Origin of the sequence: Falsiroseomonas sp., assembly GCF_051859025.1 — a bacterium.
GTDB lineage: Bacteria > Pseudomonadota > Alphaproteobacteria > Acetobacterales > Acetobacteraceae > Falsiroseomonas.
Genome location: NZ_JBHYGL010000037.1, coordinates 126,330 through 142,634, shown reverse-complemented (window position 1 = coordinate 142,634; position 16,305 = coordinate 126,330). Strand labels below are relative to the sequence as shown.

At 69.7% G+C, this 16,305-nt stretch carries 16 protein-coding genes; 9 read left to right on the top strand and 7 right to left on the bottom strand.

Going from position 1 to position 16,305, the window contains the following annotated elements; genetic code table 11:
- The first annotated feature begins 10 nt into the window (after window positions 1–10).
- From ACTIE5_RS23760 to ACTIE5_RS23740, 5 genes are read left to right on the top strand one after another with little or no spacing between them, the layout of a single operon-like run.
- A complete protein-coding gene (locus ACTIE5_RS23760; RefSeq protein WP_439552207.1) occupies window positions 11–1,300 on the top strand; it encodes an ABC transporter substrate-binding protein in 1,290 nt (429 codons plus the stop codon).
- Entirely contained in the window at window positions 1,297–2,139 is an 843-nt protein-coding gene (locus ACTIE5_RS23755) for an ABC transporter ATP-binding protein (RefSeq protein ID WP_439552206.1), read from the top strand. Before ACTIE5_RS23760 ends, ACTIE5_RS23755 begins: the two co-directional genes overlap by 4 nt.
- Complete coding sequence (locus ACTIE5_RS23750; protein ID WP_439552205.1) at window positions 2,136–3,368, top strand: phenylacetate--CoA ligase family protein; 1,233 nt, start codon at window positions 2,136–2,138, stop codon at window positions 3,366–3,368. Before ACTIE5_RS23755 ends, ACTIE5_RS23750 begins: the two co-directional genes overlap by 4 nt.
- Window positions 3,365–4,960 carry an acyl-CoA synthetase gene (locus ACTIE5_RS23745; protein ID WP_439552204.1) on the top strand — a complete coding sequence of 532 codons (1,596 nt, stop codon included), beginning with the start codon at window positions 3,365–3,367 and terminating at the stop codon, window positions 4,958–4,960. The genes ACTIE5_RS23750 and ACTIE5_RS23745 overlap by 4 nt, the downstream gene beginning before the upstream one ends.
- Window positions 4,961–4,964: 4 nt before the next feature.
- Window positions 4,965–6,137: an isovaleryl-CoA dehydrogenase gene (locus tag ACTIE5_RS23740; RefSeq protein WP_439552203.1), complete on the top strand. Its 1,173-nt coding sequence runs from the start codon at window positions 4,965–4,967 to the stop codon at window positions 6,135–6,137.
- 6 nt (window positions 6,138–6,143) lie between these two features.
- On the opposite strand, the gene ACTIE5_RS23735 is transcribed toward ACTIE5_RS23740, so the two are convergent.
- Window positions 6,144–6,305 carry a hypothetical protein gene (locus ACTIE5_RS23735; protein ID WP_439552202.1) on the bottom strand — a complete coding sequence of 54 codons (162 nt, stop codon included), beginning with the start codon at window positions 6,303–6,305 and terminating at the stop codon, window positions 6,144–6,146.
- A gap of 170 nt (window positions 6,306–6,475) precedes the next feature.
- Between ACTIE5_RS23735 and ACTIE5_RS23730 the strand changes: the two genes are divergently transcribed.
- On the top strand, window positions 6,476–6,892 hold the full coding sequence (locus ACTIE5_RS23730) for a rhodanese-like domain-containing protein (RefSeq protein WP_439552201.1): 417 nt from the start codon (window positions 6,476–6,478) through the stop codon (window positions 6,890–6,892).
- Entirely contained in the window at window positions 6,889–7,365 is a 477-nt protein-coding gene (locus tag ACTIE5_RS23725; RefSeq protein WP_439552200.1) for a DUF3237 domain-containing protein, read from the top strand. Before ACTIE5_RS23730 ends, ACTIE5_RS23725 begins: the two co-directional genes overlap by 4 nt.
- On the opposite strand, the gene ACTIE5_RS23720 is transcribed toward ACTIE5_RS23725, so the two are convergent.
- Window positions 7,360–8,496: an ATP-grasp domain-containing protein gene (locus ACTIE5_RS23720; protein WP_439552199.1), complete on the bottom strand. Its 1,137-nt coding sequence runs from the start codon at window positions 8,494–8,496 to the stop codon at window positions 7,360–7,362. The two genes, ACTIE5_RS23725 and ACTIE5_RS23720, sit on opposite strands and share 6 nt — an antisense overlap.
- A gap of 12 nt (window positions 8,497–8,508) precedes the next feature.
- Here ACTIE5_RS23720 and ACTIE5_RS23715 point away from each other — a divergent pair, with 12 nt between their 5' ends.
- Complete coding sequence (locus ACTIE5_RS23715) at window positions 8,509–9,369, top strand: CoA-binding protein (protein WP_439552198.1); 861 nt, start codon at window positions 8,509–8,511, stop codon at window positions 9,367–9,369.
- On the opposite strand, the gene ACTIE5_RS23710 is transcribed toward ACTIE5_RS23715, so the two are convergent.
- The 5 genes from ACTIE5_RS23710 to ACTIE5_RS23690 are packed head-to-tail and all read right to left on the bottom strand — an operon-like array spanning window position 9,370 to window position 15,033.
- Window positions 9,370–10,119 carry an alpha/beta fold hydrolase gene (locus tag ACTIE5_RS23710; RefSeq protein ID WP_439552197.1) on the bottom strand — a complete coding sequence of 250 codons (750 nt, stop codon included), beginning with the start codon at window positions 10,117–10,119 and terminating at the stop codon, window positions 9,370–9,372. It lies immediately after the preceding gene.
- Window positions 10,120–10,123: 4 nt separating this feature from the next.
- Window positions 10,124–10,597, bottom strand: coding sequence for a sarcosine oxidase subunit gamma (locus tag ACTIE5_RS23705; RefSeq protein ID WP_439552196.1), 474 nt, complete (start codon window positions 10,595–10,597; stop codon window positions 10,124–10,126).
- Window positions 10,590–13,532 carry a sarcosine oxidase subunit alpha family protein gene (locus ACTIE5_RS23700; RefSeq protein ID WP_439552195.1) on the bottom strand — a complete coding sequence of 981 codons (2,943 nt, stop codon included), beginning with the start codon at window positions 13,530–13,532 and terminating at the stop codon, window positions 10,590–10,592. Before ACTIE5_RS23700 ends, ACTIE5_RS23705 begins: the two co-directional genes overlap by 8 nt.
- Window positions 13,529–13,780, bottom strand: a complete 252-nt coding sequence (locus ACTIE5_RS23695; RefSeq protein ID WP_439552194.1) for a sarcosine oxidase subunit delta — start codon at window positions 13,778–13,780, stop codon at window positions 13,529–13,531. The genes ACTIE5_RS23700 and ACTIE5_RS23695 overlap by 4 nt, the downstream gene beginning before the upstream one ends.
- Window positions 13,781–13,782: 2 nt before the next feature.
- Complete coding sequence (locus tag ACTIE5_RS23690) at window positions 13,783–15,033, bottom strand: sarcosine oxidase subunit beta family protein (protein WP_439552193.1); 1,251 nt, start codon at window positions 15,031–15,033, stop codon at window positions 13,783–13,785.
- A gap of 136 nt (window positions 15,034–15,169) precedes the next feature.
- Between ACTIE5_RS23690 and ACTIE5_RS23685 the strand changes: the two genes are divergently transcribed.
- Window positions 15,170–16,300 (top strand): TMEM43 family protein, encoded by a 1,131-nt coding sequence (locus tag ACTIE5_RS23685; protein ID WP_439552192.1) that lies wholly within the window; start codon window positions 15,170–15,172, stop codon window positions 16,298–16,300.
- Window positions 16,301–16,305 lie beyond the last annotated feature (5 nt).

The window sequence follows — 16,305 nt, the reverse complement described above, 5'->3', positions numbered from 1 at the left end:
GACCAAGGCGATGAAGATCAAGCACCTGGTGATGGGCGCCATGGCGGCGGTGGTGGCCGCGTTGCCGGCCACGGCGCAGCGCATTCCGGTCGGCCACCTCATGGATAATTCAGGCGCCACCAGCGATGTCGGCGTGCCCTATGGCCAGGGCGTCGCGGACGCGTTGCAGTGGGTGAACCGCACGCGCAACGGCATCAACGGAAGGCAGCTCGATGTCTCCGGCTTCGACTATGGCTATGCCGCGCCGCGCGCGGTCAGCCAGTACCAGGCCTGGACGGGGCGGCAGCGCGTGGTAGCCATCCAGGGCTGGGGCACGGCGGATACGGAAGCGCTGGTGCGCTTCGTCACGCGCGATCGCATCCCCTATATCAGCGGGTCCTATGCGGCGTCGCTGACGGATGCGGCGGGGCGGTCCGGGCGGCAGGGCGTGGAGGCATCGCCCTTCAACTTCTTCTATGGCCCGTCATACTCCGATGCGTTGCGCGCCATGCTGCAATGGGCGGCGCAGGATTGGCGCGCGCGTGGCCAGCAGGGGCGGCCGAAGTATGTGCACATGGGCGCCAACCACCCCTACCCGAATTCACCGAAGGAAGCGGGTGAGACGCTGGCGCGCGAGCTTGGCTTCGATGTGTTGCCCGCGATCCAGTTCGCGCTGACGCCGGGCGACTACACCGCGCAATGCCTGACGCTGCGGAATGGCGGCGCGAACTACGCCTATCTCGGCAATACCGCGGGGTCCAACATCTCCGTCCTGCGGGCGTGCCAGACGGCGGGCGTGAACGTGCAGTTCATGGGCAATGTCTGGGGCATGGATGAGAACGCCATGAAGGCCGCGGGTACGGCGGCGAATGGCGTTGTCTTCCCCGTCCGCACCGGCGCCGTCTGGGGCCAGGATGTGCCGGGGATGCGCGCGGTGCGGGAGATCAGCCGGATCTCCGACGCTGCCGGAACGGCCTATCGCCCCGTCCACTACCTCGCCGGCATCTGCAGCGCGATGCTGATGGTGGAGGCGATGGAAACCGCCGGCGCCAATGGCGGCCAGGTGGCGGCGGAACGGATCCGGGAGGGCTTCTACGCCCGCCAGAACTGGGTGCCGCGCGGCTTCGAGGGCGTCTGCAACCCGTCCAGCTTCGCGCCGGATGACCATCGCGGCACGCTCCGCGTCGGCATCTATCGCGCCGTCGTCAGCGGCAATACCGCCGCGGGCTCGGTCGCGGAGCTGGTGCAGGCGGGCACCATCAAGGTCGAGCCTGTGACGGTGGTGGAGCTTGAGCGCCGCCGCGACTGGCTCGGCTGGTGAGCGAGGCCATCGACCTCGGCGTGAAGGCTCCCCCGGCAACGGGGGAGCCGCCTTTGCTTGAGGTCAACAACATCGAGGTCGTCTACAATGATGTGATCCTGGTGCTCCGCGGGCTTTCGCTCGCGGTGCCGAAGGGGAAGATCGTGGCGCTGCTCGGCGCCAATGGCGCGGGGAAGTCCACGACGCTGAAGGCGATCTCCGGCCTGCTGAAGTCGGAGGAAGGGGAGGTGACGCGCGGCGATATCCGCTTCGCCGGCGAACGGCTGAATGGGATCGAGGCGCATCAGATCGTCCGCAAGGGCATCTTCCAGGTGATGGAGGGGCGGCGGATCATCAGCGACATGACCTGCCTGGAGAATCTGCGCCTCGGCGCCTTCACGCGCAGCGACAATGCCGGCGTGAAGCGCGATATCGAGATGGTCTATGACTACTTCCCGCGGCTGAAGGAACGTACGGGGCTGGCGGGCTACCTGAGTGGCGGCGAACAGCAGATGCTGGCGATCGGTCGCGCGCTGATGGCCAGGCCGAAGCTGATTCTGATGGACGAGCCCTCCATGGGCCTGTCGCCGCTGCTGGTGAAGGAGGTCTTCGGCATCATCCGCAAGCTGAACGAGGACCTCGGCATCACCATCCTGCTGGTGGAGCAGAATGCGCGCATGGCGCTGTCCGTCGCTACCCACGGCTATGTCATGGAACAGGGGAAGGTCGTGCTGGACGGATCGGCGGAGGCGCTGGCGAACAACGAGGATGTGAAGGAATTCTACCTCGGCGGCCATGGCGCCGATCGGAAATCCTTCCGCAACCTGAAATCCTACAAGCGGCGGAAGCGGTGGCTGTGACGGGGCATTACGACGATCGCGAGACGCGGAGCGCCGAGGTGCGGGAGGATGCGCTGCGCATCGCGCTGCCGCGCCTGGTGTCCCATGCGAAGGCCCGCGCGCCCGCCTATGCGACGCTGCTGGCGGGTGTGGATGCGGCGGCGGTGACGGACCGCGCGGCGCTCGGCCTGCTGCCGGTGACGCGCAAATCCGCGCTGATCGAGGCGCAGGCTTCGGCACCTCCGCTCGGCGGCTTCACGACGCGGCCGCTGGGCGACCTGCCGCGCGTCTTCGCTTCGCCAGGTCCGATCCATGAACCGCAACCGGAGGGGCGCGACCCCTGGCGCTTCGCGCGCGCGCTGCATGCGACGGGGCTGCGACGAGGCCAACTGCTGCACAACTGCTTCGCCTACCACTTCACCCCCGCGGGGATGATGCTGGAGGAAGGCGCGCGGGCGCTGGGCTGCCCGGTGTTTCCCGCGGGGCCCGGCAATACCGAAAGCCAGGCGCGGGCGGCGGCGCATCTGCGACCGACCTGCTATGCGGGCACGCCGGATTTTCTCAAGGCGATCCTCGAAGCGGGCGATGCGCTGGGGCTCGACCTCTCCTCGCTGACGCTCGGCCACGTCACGGGCGGCGCCTATCTGCCCGCGCTGCGCGCCTTCTACGCCGCGCGCGGCATGACGGTGCTGCAGAGCTACGGCACCGCCGACCTCGGCCTCGTCGCCTATGAGTCGGAGGCGCGAGAGGGGCTGATCGTCGATGAGGATGTGCTGCTGGAGATCGTCCGCCCCGGCACTGGCGATCCGGTGGCGGAGGGCGAGGTTGGCGAGGTTCTCGTCACCACCTTCAACGAGACCTATCCGCTGATCCGCTTCGCCACCGGCGACCTCTCCGCCGTGCTGCCGGGGACCTCGCCCTGCGGGCGCAGCAACATGCGCATCAAGGGCTGGATGGGGCGGGCGGACCAAGCGGCCAAGGTGCGCGGCATGTTCGTGCGGCCGGAACAGGTGGCGGCGGTGATGCGGGATCATCCCGGGCTCGGTCGTGCACGCCTGGTGATCGGGATCGATGAGACGCGGGACAGGATGGTGCTGCGCGTCGAATCGCCGGTGCGCGACGCCAGCCTGGTGGAGAGCCTGGCGCGCAGCCTGCAGGGCTACACGCGGCTGCGCGGCGTGATCGACCTGGTGGAGCCCGGCGCCCTGCCGAATGATGGCAAGGTGATCGACGACACGCGCCCGGCATGATGGGCGGCAGCTACGAAGCCATCCGCGCCGCCTTCCGCTGGGACATCCCCGCGCGCTGCAACCTGGCGGAGGAAGTCTGCGATCGCTGGGCGGATGGCAGCGGGCGTGTCGCGATGATCGAAGTGCTGGCCGATGGTGCCGCGCTGCGCATCGACTATGACGAACTCCGCCGCCGCGCCTGCAAGCTGTCCAACCTGTTCCTGTCCATGGGTGTCAGGCGCGGCGACCGCATCGGCGTGCTGCTGCCGCAATGCCAGGAAACGCTGCTGGCGCATCTCGCGGCCTGGCGCATCGGCGCGATCTCCGTGCCGCTCTTCGTGCTGTTCGGTGAGGACGCGCTGTCCTATCGCCTGGCGGATTGCGGTGCCGTGGCGCTGGTGACGGACGATGAAGGCGCGGCGAAGATCGCGCGCATTCGCGGCCAACTCCCCGATCTGCGCCATGTGCTGGATGTCGGCGTCCTGGCGGCGATGATCGAACCCGCCAGCGACCGCCACGACTGCGTCGCCAGTGGGCCCGACGATCCCGCGCTGATCATCTACACCAGCGGCACCACCGGCAGCCCCAAGGGCGCGCTGCACGCCCATCGTGTGCTGCGCGGCCACCTGCCGGGGGTGGAGATGCCGCAGGAATTCTTCCCCCAGCCCGGCGACCGCTTCTGGACCCCGGCGGACTGGGCCTGGATCGGCGGCCTTCTGGATGTGCTGCTGCCGAGCCTGTTCCACGGCATTCCCGTGGTCGCGCACCGCATGCGGAAATTCGATCCCGAGGACGCATTCCGTTTCATGGCGCGCCACGGCGTGCGCAACGCCTTTCTGCCCCCGACCGCGCTGCGCATGTTGCGCCAGGTGCCGGACCCCATCGGTTTCGGCGTCAGTCTTCGCAGCATCGGGAGTGGGGGAGAGAGCCTGGGCGCGGAGATGCTGGAATGGGGGCGCGGCGCCTTCGGGCTCACCATCAACGAGTTCTACGGCCAGACCGAATGCAACCTCACCATCTCCTCCTGCGCCGGCATGTTCCCGCCGAAGCCGGGCGCGATCGGCAAGCCGGTGTCGGGGCATGAGGTCGCGATCCTCGGCCCCGATGGTGCGGTGCTGCCGCGCGGCGTTGAAGGCACCATCGCCATCCGCGCGCCTGACCCCGTGATGTTCCTGGGCTACTGGAACAGGCCGGAGGCGACGGCCGCGAAGTTTCACGGTGAATGGCTGCTGACCGGCGACCAGGCGGTGATGGATGAGGAGGACTATGTCACCTTCGTCGGTCGCGACGATGATGTCATCACCTCCGCCGGCTATCGCATCGGCCCGGGCGAGATCGAGGATTTTCTGATGGCGCATCCCGCCATCGCGGCGGTCGCGGTGATCGGCCTGCCCGACCAGCTGCGCACGGAGCGTGTCTGCGCCGTTGTCGTGCCGAAGCCCGGCATCACGGCGGATGATGCGCTGGCGCGGGACATCCAGCGTAGCGTCGCCACGCGCCTTGCCGGCCATCTCTACCCTAGGCAGGTGGAGTTCGTGGAGAGCCTTCCGCAGACGACCACGGGAAAAATCATGCGCGGCGTTTTGCGCCGGCAATTCGCGACGAAGGACTGAACCCATGTCCGCCAACCAGCTTCCGCTGCTCGATTTTGACCTGGGGGATGAGGTCGATGCGCTGCGCGACAGCGTGCGTGCCTTCTCCGATGCCCGCGTCGCGCCCATCGCGGCGGAGATCGACCGCACGGATGAATTCCCGCGCTACCTCTGGCCGGAAATGGGCGCGCTCGGCCTGCACGGCATCACGGTGGAGGAGGAATATGGCGGCGCGGGTATGGGCTACCTCGCCCATTGCGTGGCCATGGAGGAGGTGAGCCGGGCCAGTGCCTCCGTCGGGCTTTCCTACGGTGCCCACAGCAATCTCTGCGTCAACCAGATCCGCCGCAACGGGACGGAGGACCAGAAGCGCCGCTATCTGCCGAAGCTCATCAGCGGGGAACATCTGGGCGCATTGGCGATGAGCGAGCCCTCCGCGGGTTCCGACGTCGTCTCCATGAAATTGCGGGCGGAGAAGCGCGGCGATCGCTGGGTGCTGAACGGCACCAAGCTCTGGATCACCAATGCCCATTACGCGGAGACGCTGGTGGTCTATGCGAAGACCGATCCCGCCGCCGGGCCGAAGGGCATCACCGCCTTCCTGATCGAGCGCGGGTTCAAGGGTTTCCGCCCGGCTCAGAAGCTCGACAAGCTCGGCATGCGCGGCAGCCCGACCAGTGAACTGGTCTTCGAGGATTGCGAGGTGCCGGAGGAGAATGTGCTGGGCGCCGTGGGGGGTGGCGTGCGCGTGCTGATGTCGGGGCTCGACTATGAACGGGCCGTGCTGGCGGCGGGGCCCATCGGCATCCTGCAGGCGTGCCTCGACCTGGTGGTGCCCTACATCCATGACCGCAAGCAGTTCGGCCAGCCGATCGGGGAATTCCAGTTCATCCAGGGCAAGGTGGCGGACATGTACACGCAGCTGAATGCGTGCCGCGCCTATGTCTACGCCGTCGCCAAGGCCTGCGACCGCGGTAAGACAACGCGCAAGGATGCGGCGGGCGCCATCCTGTTCGCCGCCGAGGCCGCGACGAAGGCATCGCTGGATGCCATCCAGATCCTCGGCGGCAATGGCTACATCAATGACTACCCCGCGGGGCGGCTGCTGCGCGACGCCAAGCTTTATGAGATCGGCGCCGGCACCAGCGAGATCAGGCGCCTTCTGATCGGACGCGAAATATTCCGCGAGACCGCCTGAGGCGCGTCAGCGCAGATAGCCGGCCAGGGCGGCGAGATCGACGGCGATCAGCGCAAGGAGCGCGAGGATCCAGGGCCAATCCTGGCGAAAGGCCTCGCCCGCCGTGTTGGCGATGGGCCGGCCCATGTGGTCGCGCTGATCGGCCAGCGGCATGTCGGTATCGGTCAATTCGATATCACGGCCGGTCGGCGATATGCGGTCTTCCTGTGTGATGCCTGACATGAGTGCTACGGGTCCCTTGCAGTGTCCCGGCAGACAAGGCCGGGGCGCCGCGAAGGTTGCCGCCAGGTATGGCTTTGGCCATCCTGGGCCCATTCAACTCCGAGGGAGATTCCCCCATGCCCGGTGTTCCGGATGTCAGTCCCCGCGCCACCTTCCAGGCCCTGGCCGAGGATCCCGAGGCTGTGCTGGTCGATGTGCGCACCGACGCGGAATGGAATTTCGTCGGCGTGCCGGATGTTTCCGAACTCGGCAAGCAGGTCGTGCTGATCCCCTGGCAGGTCTATCCGACGATGCAGATGAACGGCGCCTTCGCCGAGCATCTGCGTCGCGCCGGCGCGTCGCCGGCCTCGAAGCTCTACTTCATCTGCCGGTCCGGCGCGCGGAGCCTGGCGGCCGGCCAGGCCGCGCAGGCCGCGGGGTTTCCGCACGCCTTCAATGTGGCGGATGGCTTCGAGGGACCGGTGGATGCGGAAGGGCATCGCGGCAGCGTCGCGGGATGGAAGGCCGATGGCCTGCCCTGGCGGCAGCGGTGAGCAATCCCGTGGAGCGCATGGAGCTTGCCACCGATTTCCTCTTCCGCATGGAAATCGCCGTGGCCGCGCCGCAGATCATCGGCGACATGCCGCTGGGTGACCGCCGCATCGGCCTCATCACCGGGGGGCGCTTCCACGGGCCGGGGCTGCACGGCGTGGTCCTGCCCGGCGGGGCGGATTGGCTGCTGACGGGGGGCGACGGTGCGACGCGCCTCGATGTGCGGGCGGTGCTGCAGGCCAATGATGGGCAGGTGATCGGCATCACCTACCAGGGCGTGCGCCATGCTCCGCCGGATGTCGCGGCGCGGATGGCGGCGGGTGAACAGGTGCCGCCGGGCAGCTACTACATGCGGACGGCGATCCGGTTCGAGACGGGGTCGGGCCCGCATGAATGGCTTAACCGGCTGCTGGCCGTGGCCGTCGGGCATCGCTTCCCTGACGGCCCCGTCTACGATGTCTATGCGGTGCTATGAACCGCCGATGGTCGCGGCCAGGCGGCGGACCAGCGCATGCGGGTCCGCTTCCAGCGCCGTGACGCCGACGGCGGCGAGGTCCGCGGCCGCGCGTTCCATCGAATAGCCCGCCAGCGCGGCGTGGCCTGCCGCCAGGCCGACGAAAAGCGGCTTGGGGGACGGCTTCTCCCGCAGCGCCGCCGCCAACGCCTCCACGCGGCCCTTGAGGGGGCGTGAGGCGAGGGTGGTGTAGAACAGCACGGCGTCGATGCCGGGCCTTTCCGCCATCTCGAAGGCCGCGGCGAAGCGCTGGACGGCGGTCTCGGCGGGGCCGCCCTGGGCGTTGTCCATGAAACACGCGGCGGGGCAGCCGGCATCGCCCAGCAGGTCCAGCATCATCATGCCGAGTCCCGCGCCGGCCGTGACCATCGCGACGCGCCCGCCCGGGATTTCCACCATCTGGAAGCCCTGGTCCCGCGCGCGGCGTTCCAGCGGCGTCAGCGCCGCTTCCTCCAGCGCCGCGGATAGTGCGGTACCGGCGGCGTCGTGGCGGAAGGATGCGGCTTCGTCCCGCACCGCCTTGCAGTCGCAGGCCAGCAGCGTGCCATCGGCGAGGCGGGCGAGGGGATTGATCTCCAGGCTCTCCAGGTCCTCGGCCACCATCACGCGGGCGAGTCGCACGGCGAGGCGCGCGAGGCGCGCGGCGATGTCGGGCGTGAAGCGGGTGCGAAGGAGGCGCAGGCTGATGGCGATGGCGCCGGGGGATTCGGGCAGGATGTGCCAGCGCAGCGGCGGCGCTGCGCTCTCGACCTCCACGCCGCCTTCGGGCGCGCAGAGCACTTCGATGGCCTGGGCGGTGCCGTCCACGCGCAGCGCCAGGAAGATCTCCTGCGCGATCGCCACGGGCTGTTCCAGCATCAGGGGCGCTGATGTGCCGAGGATGCCGCGGATGATGCGCGCGGTGCCGGGGATATCGCCCTCCGCACGCCGCACCAGGCCGCGCTTGCCGCGCCCGCCTTCGAGGAGCTGCGCCTTCACCACCGCGTCGTCGAAGCCGGGCGGCGGCGCATCGCCTTCCATCAGCACGGCATCGGGCAGCGCGATGCCGTGACGGCGCAGCGCCACCTTGCCGTCCCACTCCGTCAACCGCATGCTCCGCCCCCCATGACACCGACCTTCCTGCACACCGCGCCTCAGCGCGTCGTCATCGTCAACCCCACCGGGCGCTATGCCAGCGCGCAGGTGGCCGCCATGCGGGCCGCGGGCACCGCCATCGTGGCGGGAATCGCGCCGGGGAGGGGCGGCACGTCGCAGGACGGGCTGCCACTGCTGGATGAACTGTCGCAGCTGGATGCAGCCCCCGATGCGGCGGTGCTCTACACGCCGCCGGATGGGGTGCTGGATGCGGTGCGGGATTGCTGCGCAGCGCGCATCCCGCTGATCGTCGCCGCGGCGGAATACGTGCCGGTGCATGACAGCCTGAAGGCCGCGACCATCGCGCGGGAAGCGGGGTGCTGGCTGGTGGGGCCGAACACGCTGGGGCTGGCGGTGCCGGGGCAGGTGCTGCTGGGCTCCATCGCGCCGGAATTCATCAGGCCGGGCCGCGTGACGCTGCTGTGCCGCAGCGGGACGCTGACGCTGGCGATTGCGCGGCTGCTGACGGAGGCGGAGATCGGCCAGCGCGCCGTGATCCATATGGGCGGCGACCTGGTGATCGGCCGCAACCCGCATGAATACCTGGCGGCGCTGGCGGAGGATTCCGCGACGGATGCGGTGCTGTATTGCGGCGAGTTGGGCGGTGACAAGGAATACGCGCTGGCCGCCGCGCTGCCCGCGCTGGGCAAGCCACTGGTCGCGCTGGTGATGGGGCGGCACGCGCCGGCCGGCACGCGCATGGGCCATGCGGGCGCGCTGGCGGGGGCGGAGCGAGAGACGGCGGCGGCGAAACTCGCGGCGCTGGCCGCCGCCGGCGCCATCACGGTGGAGCGGCCGGAAGAGGCGATCGAGGCGCTTCGCCGCCTGTAGTCAGCGCGGCGTGTGCGCGCGGAGAAAACTCCGCATGTGGCGGATGGCGACCGGGATGCGCGAAGGCGGGTCCTTCCAGGGATAGAGGCTGATCTGCGATTGCGGCGCCAGCATCGCGGCCTCCATCGCGACGGCGTAGGGATGCGCGGGCACGTCATCCGGCAGGATCATCACCGGCGTCTGGCATGAAGCGACGAAATCGCGCGTCACGGTGAAGACGAAATCGGGATCGGTCGCATACATGCGGCGGAGGTAGCGCTCCACCTGATCCATCGTGATGTCGGGGCGACGGGCGACCAGCGCGGGGCCCCAGCCCGCCATGTTGTTGTCGTAGAACAGCGTCGGCTTTTCCGGCCGGAAGCCGCTGGGCTGGGCGAGGATGGCGGCGGGAATGCGATGTGCGGCGCGCTTCAGCAGGTTCCAGCTGAAGGGCCCGCCGATGCAGAAGCCCAGCACCAGGAATCGATCGATGCCGAGGTGATCCATCAGCGCCAGCTGGTCATCCGTGTGGCAGTCCCAGGGGCGGTCGGGTTCCAGCGGGCCGGAGGATCCTCCGCCTTCCGCATTGCGAAGATCGAGCGTGATGCAGCGGAATTCGTCGCTGAACTCGGCCAGCGCGTTGAAGGGGCCCTTCTGCGTCAGGAAGGGGATGGTGGAGTTCAGGCCCCCGCCCGGGATCATCAGGATGGGAAAGCCGCTGCCGGCTTCCTCGTAGTGGATGCGCACATCGCCGCGTTCGAAGAAGGGCATGGGGTCAATCCGTTGGGGCGAGCATGAGGCCGCGGCTGTGGGATGCGGTCACGAGTGTTTCCATCAGCGAATCGCCGAAGGACCGGTAGCAGGCCAGGGTGAAGGCATCGCCTTCCCGCCAGACCAGCACGGGGATGTAGGCGCCGATGGTGCTGGCGGCGGCGCCATCGGGGAAGGCGCTGTCGTGGAGGTCGATGGGCAGGAAGGTCGCCAGTGCCTCCCGCGCGCGCGGGCCGGCGACGGTGATGATGCGGCGCGCGCCGGTGAGCGGCGTGCGATGCGCTTGCGGCACAGCCGGCGCGGCATCGCGGGGATGCAGCAGCAGCCATTGGCCCGGCGCGGTCCAGATGGCGGTGCCCTGGGGCAGCACCACGGCGGCGGGGCCGCTGGGCAGGCCCGGCAGCAAATCCGCGGGGCCGTGCAGGGCGGTGAGGCCGAGGCGCCGGCGATCCGTGAGCGTGACGCCGATCTCAGCCACGGCTGCGCCCTCCCTCGGGATCGACGAAGACGGGCCTCGTCACTTCCGCCTCCGCATCGCCGCCGCGGATGGGATCGAACACGCGGATGCGCGTGCCGATGCGCGCGGTACCGCCCGCGATCAGCGCGAGCGCGACCATGTGGCCAAGATGGGGTGACCAGCAGGCGGAGGTGACGTGGCCGAGCGTGTTCGCCGTGCTGACCGCGGCGCCGGGTTCCAGCAGATGCGATCCGGCCTTGATGATTTGCGCGCCGTCCAGCGCCTTCAGCCCCACCAGCACGGGCCGCGCGGGGTCCACCAGCGCGGGCCGCTTCGCCATCGCGCACCCGAGAAAGTCCTTCTTCCTCGACAGCATGCGCGCGAGGCCGAGATCGCCCGCGGTGGTCTGGCCGTTGAGTTCGCTGCCGGCGGCGTGGCCCTTCTCGATCCGCAGCACGCCCAGCGCCTCCGTCCCATAGGGCGCCAGGCCATGCGGCGTGCCGGCCTGCATCAGCGCCTCCATGAAGCGCTCGGCATCATCGGGCGGGACGCCGATCTCATAGGCCAGTTCGCCGGAGAAACTCAGGCGGTAGAGCCGTGCGGGAATGTCGCCGGCAACCGTCGTTTCCACACAGGCCATGTGCGGCAGGGCTGTGTTGGAGACATCGGCCGTGGTGATGGCGGCGAGGACGTCGCGCGACCGCGGCCCCGCCAGCGAGACCTGCGCCCAGGCATCCGTCACCGACAGGATGGCGACATCGAGGTCCGGGCGCAGCACCTGGTGGCAGAACTCGATGTGCTGCATCACCTTCCCCGCGTTGACCGTGGTGGTGGTGACGAAGAAGCGGTCCTCCGCCAGGCGGGCGCAGGTGCCGTCATCCATCACGAAGCCGTCCTCCCGCAGCATCACGCCGTAGCGGATGCGGCCGACGGGAAGCGTCGAGATGTCGTTGGCATAGACTAGGTCGAGCAGCGCGGCCGCACCGGGGCCGACGATTTCGATCTTGCCGAGCGTCGAGACATCGCAGACCCCCGCGGCGGCGCGGACGTTCAGCACCTCCCGGTCCACGCTGTCGCGCCAGCCGCGCTCGCCGGGGCGGGCATACCATTCGGCGCGCAGCCAGGGGCCGGTTTCCACGAAGCTCGCGCCGTTGCGCCTGGCCCAGTCATGCAGCGGCGTGCGGCGGGTGGGCTTGATGGCGCGGCCGACATGGTGGCCGGCGAGCGCGCCGATGGCGACGGGGGTGTAGGGCGGGCGGAACATCGTCGTGCCCGTCTCGGGAATGGTGCGTCCCGTCTCGGCCGCGAGGATGGCGAGGCCGACGACATTCGCCGTCTTCCCCTGGTCCGTCGCCATGCCGAGGGTGGTGTAGCGCTTCGCGTGCTCGACACTGCGGAAACCCTCGCGCGCGGCGAGGGCGATGTCGTCGGCCGTCACGTCGTGCTGGAAATCGACGAAAGCTTTTCCGCGCCCGCCCTTCACATGGAAGAAGGGCACCAGCGATGCCGGTTCGTCATCCGCACGCGGCAGGGTCAGGGCCTGGCCGTCATGGCCCGCATCGCGCGCCGCCGTCAGGCCCGCGGCGGCGCCATCGGCCAGGCAGGCGGCGAGTGTCAGGCGGCCGGCGGCGGCGCCGGCCACGGCCAGGCCAGGGGGCGGCGTGCCGGGGGTGAAGGCGTGGATGGCGTCGTTCCAGGCGGGGCGGCCCCCGTGATGGGCGCTGAGGTTCAGAGTCGGGTTCCAGCCACCGGCGACGGCCAGAAGATCGGCCTCGATCCTGCCAGCGCCTTCGACTTCCACGCCGGTCAGCGCCAGGCGGCCGGTGGTGCCGGTGACGCGGCCGCCCAGGATATGCCGCGCGCGTGGCGCCTGCGCGGCGACGGCGGGGGCAACCTCCCGCCGCGCATCCACCACCGTGACCTCCGCGCCCGCGGCCAGCATGTCGGCCGCGCTGCGCCAGCCATCATCGCCGGCGGTGAAGACCACGGCGCGCCTGCCCGGCAGCACGGCGAAGCGGTTGAGGTAGCCGCGCGCGGCGGCGGCGGACATCACGCCGGGGCGGTCATTGCCGGGGAAGGCGATCGGGCGTTCCACCGCGCCCGCGGCCAGCACGGCGCGCTTCGCGACGATGGTCCAGGCGCGCTGGCGTGGCGTGCCCGGCGGGGGCTCCGCCAGATGGTCCGCCACGCGTTCCAGCGCGCCGTATTGCCCATCATCGAAGACACCGAAGACGGTGGTGCGGGGCAGCAGCGTCACGTCCGGCATCGCGCGGAGTTCCGCCAGCACCTTCTCCGCCCATTGCGCGGCGGGGGCGCCATCGATCTCCTGCCGGTCCTGGAGGAGCCTGCCGCCGACGCGCGAATCCTCATCCGCCAGCACCACCCGGGCGCCCGTGCGCGCGGCGGCCAGCGCCGCCGCCAGGCCGGCGGGACCGGCGCCGATCACCAGCACGTCGCAGAACAGATGCGAGCGTTCATAGGCATCGGGGTCCGGTGCATCCGGCGCGCGGCCGAGGCCGGCGGCGCGGCGGATCAGCGGCTCATATACCTTCTCCCAGAAGGAGGCCGGCCACATGAAGGTCTTGTAGTAGAAGCCGGCGGAGAAGACGGGGCCGAGCATGCCGTTCACCGCCATCGCGTCGAAGCGCAGGCTGGGCCAGCGGTTCTGGGATGTGGCCTCCAGCCCGTCGAACAGTTCCGCCACCGTCGCGCGCGTGTTGGGCTCGCGCCTGGCGCCGCCGCGGAGTTCCACCAGCGCGTTGGGTTCCTCCGTGCCGATGCCCCAGATGCCGCGGGGGCGATGGTACTTGAAGCTCCGCCCGACCAGCGTGACGCCATTGGCGAGCAGCGCGGAGGCGAGGGTATCGCCCACATGACCCATGTAGCCGCGGCCGTCGAAGGTGAAGCGCAGCGTGGTGGCGCGGTCGATCGCGCCGCCGGTGGGGAGCCTGGTCATGCGCGCGCCGCCTTCACGACGGCGATGGCGTGGCTGCGCGTGTCGCGCGTGACGACCAGCCATTGCCGGCAGCCATGCACGTGCTGCCAGAGCTCGTCATGCAGCCCGGCGGGATTGTCCCGGAGGTTGACGTAGTCATGCCACGCCTCGGGCGGCGCATCGGGCGCCGGACGTGGCGGTGGCTTCGATCCGATCGTCGAAAATTCGGCGCTGCCGCGGGGGCCGCAGAAGGGGCAGGGTATCATCATGGCTAGTGAAGGTTCGGCTGCGCGCCGACCCCCTTCTCATCCAGCACGGCGCCGCTGGCGAAGCGGTCCAGGCGGAATTCGGCATTCAGGGGATGCGGTTGCCCGGTCGCGATGGTGTGGGCGAAGCACCAGCCGGAAGCCGGCGTCGCCTTGAAGCCGCCGTAGCACCAGCCGCAATTGAGAAACAGGCCCTCGACCGGCGTGCGGTCGATGATGGGCGATCCATCCATCGACATGTCCATGATACCGCCCCATTGGCGGAGGTAGCGAAGGCGGGACATGGCGGGGAAGAGCTGCACGCCGCCTTCCATCACATCCTCCACCACCGGCAATCCGCCGCGCTGGGCGTAGGAATTGTAGCCATCGATGTCGCCGCCGAAGACCAGGCCGCCCTTGTCGGATTGGCTGACGTAGAAATGGCCGGCGCCATAGGTAACGACGCAATCGATCATCGGCTTCACGGCCTCGCTCACGAAGGCCTGCAGCACATGGCTTTCGATCGGCAGGCGCAGCCCGGCCATGGCGGCGACGCGGGAGGTGTTGCCCGCGACGGCCAATGCCACGCGCTTCGCCGCGATGAAGCCGCGATTCGTCTCCACGCCCCGCACGCGGCCACCCTCGACGCGGATGCCGGTGACTTCGGTGTTCTGCAACAGGTCCACGCCGCGCTGGTCGGCGGCGCGGGCATAGCCCCAGGCGACGGCATCATGCCGCACCGTGCCGCCGCGGCGTTGCAGCAGCCCGCCCTTGACGGGAAAGCGCGGATTGTCCGTGTTCAGCAGCGGCAGCATCGCCTTCACCTGCGCCGCGTCCAGCAGTTCCGCATCCACGCCCGCGATGCGCATCGCGTTGCCGCGCCTTGCATAGGCATCCCGCTGGCCGTCGCTATGGCACAGGTTCAGCACGCCGCGCTGGCTGACCATGGCGTTGTAGTTGATGTCCTGCTCCAGCCCCTCCCACAGCTTCATGCTGTGCTCGTAGAAATGCGTGTTGCCGGGCAGCAGGTAGTTGCTGCGGATGATGGTGGTGTTGCGCCCGACATTGCCGGAACCGAGGTAGCCCTTCTCCACCACCGCTACATCGGTAATGCCGTGCAGCTTCGCCAGGTAATGCGCCGTCGCCAGGCCGTGCCCGCCGCCGCCGACGATCACCGTATCATAGGCTGCGCGTGGTTCCGGCTGGCGCCAGACCGGCTTCCAGGACCGGTTGCCGGTCAGCGCATGGCGCAGGATGGCGAGGGCCGAATACTTCATGCGGTCATCTAACCCCACCCCAACCACCACGGCCAGCCAGCCCCGCCCGAAACCGCACGACATCGCCGCGCCCCTGGCGGCAATGGACAGGCAATCCAATCCTGTTACGGATCGGTCAGCGAAGGAGTGCTGCGCCATGCCCGTGGACATCAATGATGTCGTCACCGAGACCACCAGCCAGTCCTGGTTCTCCCGCCTCGGGGGCGCGCTGACCGGGCTGCTGATCGGCCTGGTGATGGTCCCCGGCTCCTCCGCCCTGCTGTTCTGGAACGAAGGCCGCGCCGTGCAGACCGCGCAATCCCTGGCGGAGGGCGCCGGCCTGGTCCTGGCGGTGGAACGCCTGGACCGCGCCAATGAGGGCAGGCTCGTCCATGTCGCCGGTCCCGCGCGGATCGCGACGCCGCCGCGCGACCCCGAATTCGGTGCGCCCGCGCCCGATGGAACCCTCCGCCTGGCGCGCAGCGTGGAGATGTTCCAGTGGAAGGAGGAGCAGGAGAGCGAGACGCGCAACAAGCTCGGCGGCGGGACGGAGACGGTGACGACGTACCGCTACACCAGGGGCTGGGCGGAGGGCCGCATCGATTCGTCCCGGTTCCGCCAGCCCGACGGCCACCAGAACCCCACGCCGCGCCAGACGAGCCGCAGCTTCGTGGCCCAGGGCGTGACGCTGAACGGCTTCCGGCTGACGGAGGCGCAACTCTCGGCCATTGCCGCGAACGAGACGCTGTCGCCCCCCGGCGCGACGGGCGACAGCCTCCGCTACATCGGCGCCGATCCCGCCAATCCCCGCATCGGCGATCTGCGCATCACCTGGTCCGCTGCGCGGCCGGAGGCACTGTCCGTCATCGCCGCGCAATCCGGCGACGGCTTCGCCCCCTACGCCACCCGCGCCGGCGACCGGCTGATGATGGTGGAACCAGGCCGCCGCACGTCAGCGGAGATGTTCCGCGCAGCGGAGGAGGGGAACGCGATCCTCACCTGGGTGCTGCGCGTCGTGGGGGCGGTGCTGATGTTCGTGGCCTTCGCGCTGCTGATGCGGCCGGTGAAGGTGCTGGCCGATGTGATCCCGCCGCTGGGCTGGCTGGTCGGCTTCGGCACCAGCCTGGTGGCCGGCGTGCTGACGCTGCTGCTGGCGCCGAGCGTCATCGCCATCGCCTGGCTGTTCTACCGCCCGCTGGTCGCGATCGGCGTGCTGGCGGCGGGCGCCGCGGCGGCCTTCGCGCTGACCCGGCTGCGCCGCCGGGCGCCGGTCGCGAAGCCGGCCTGACCCCT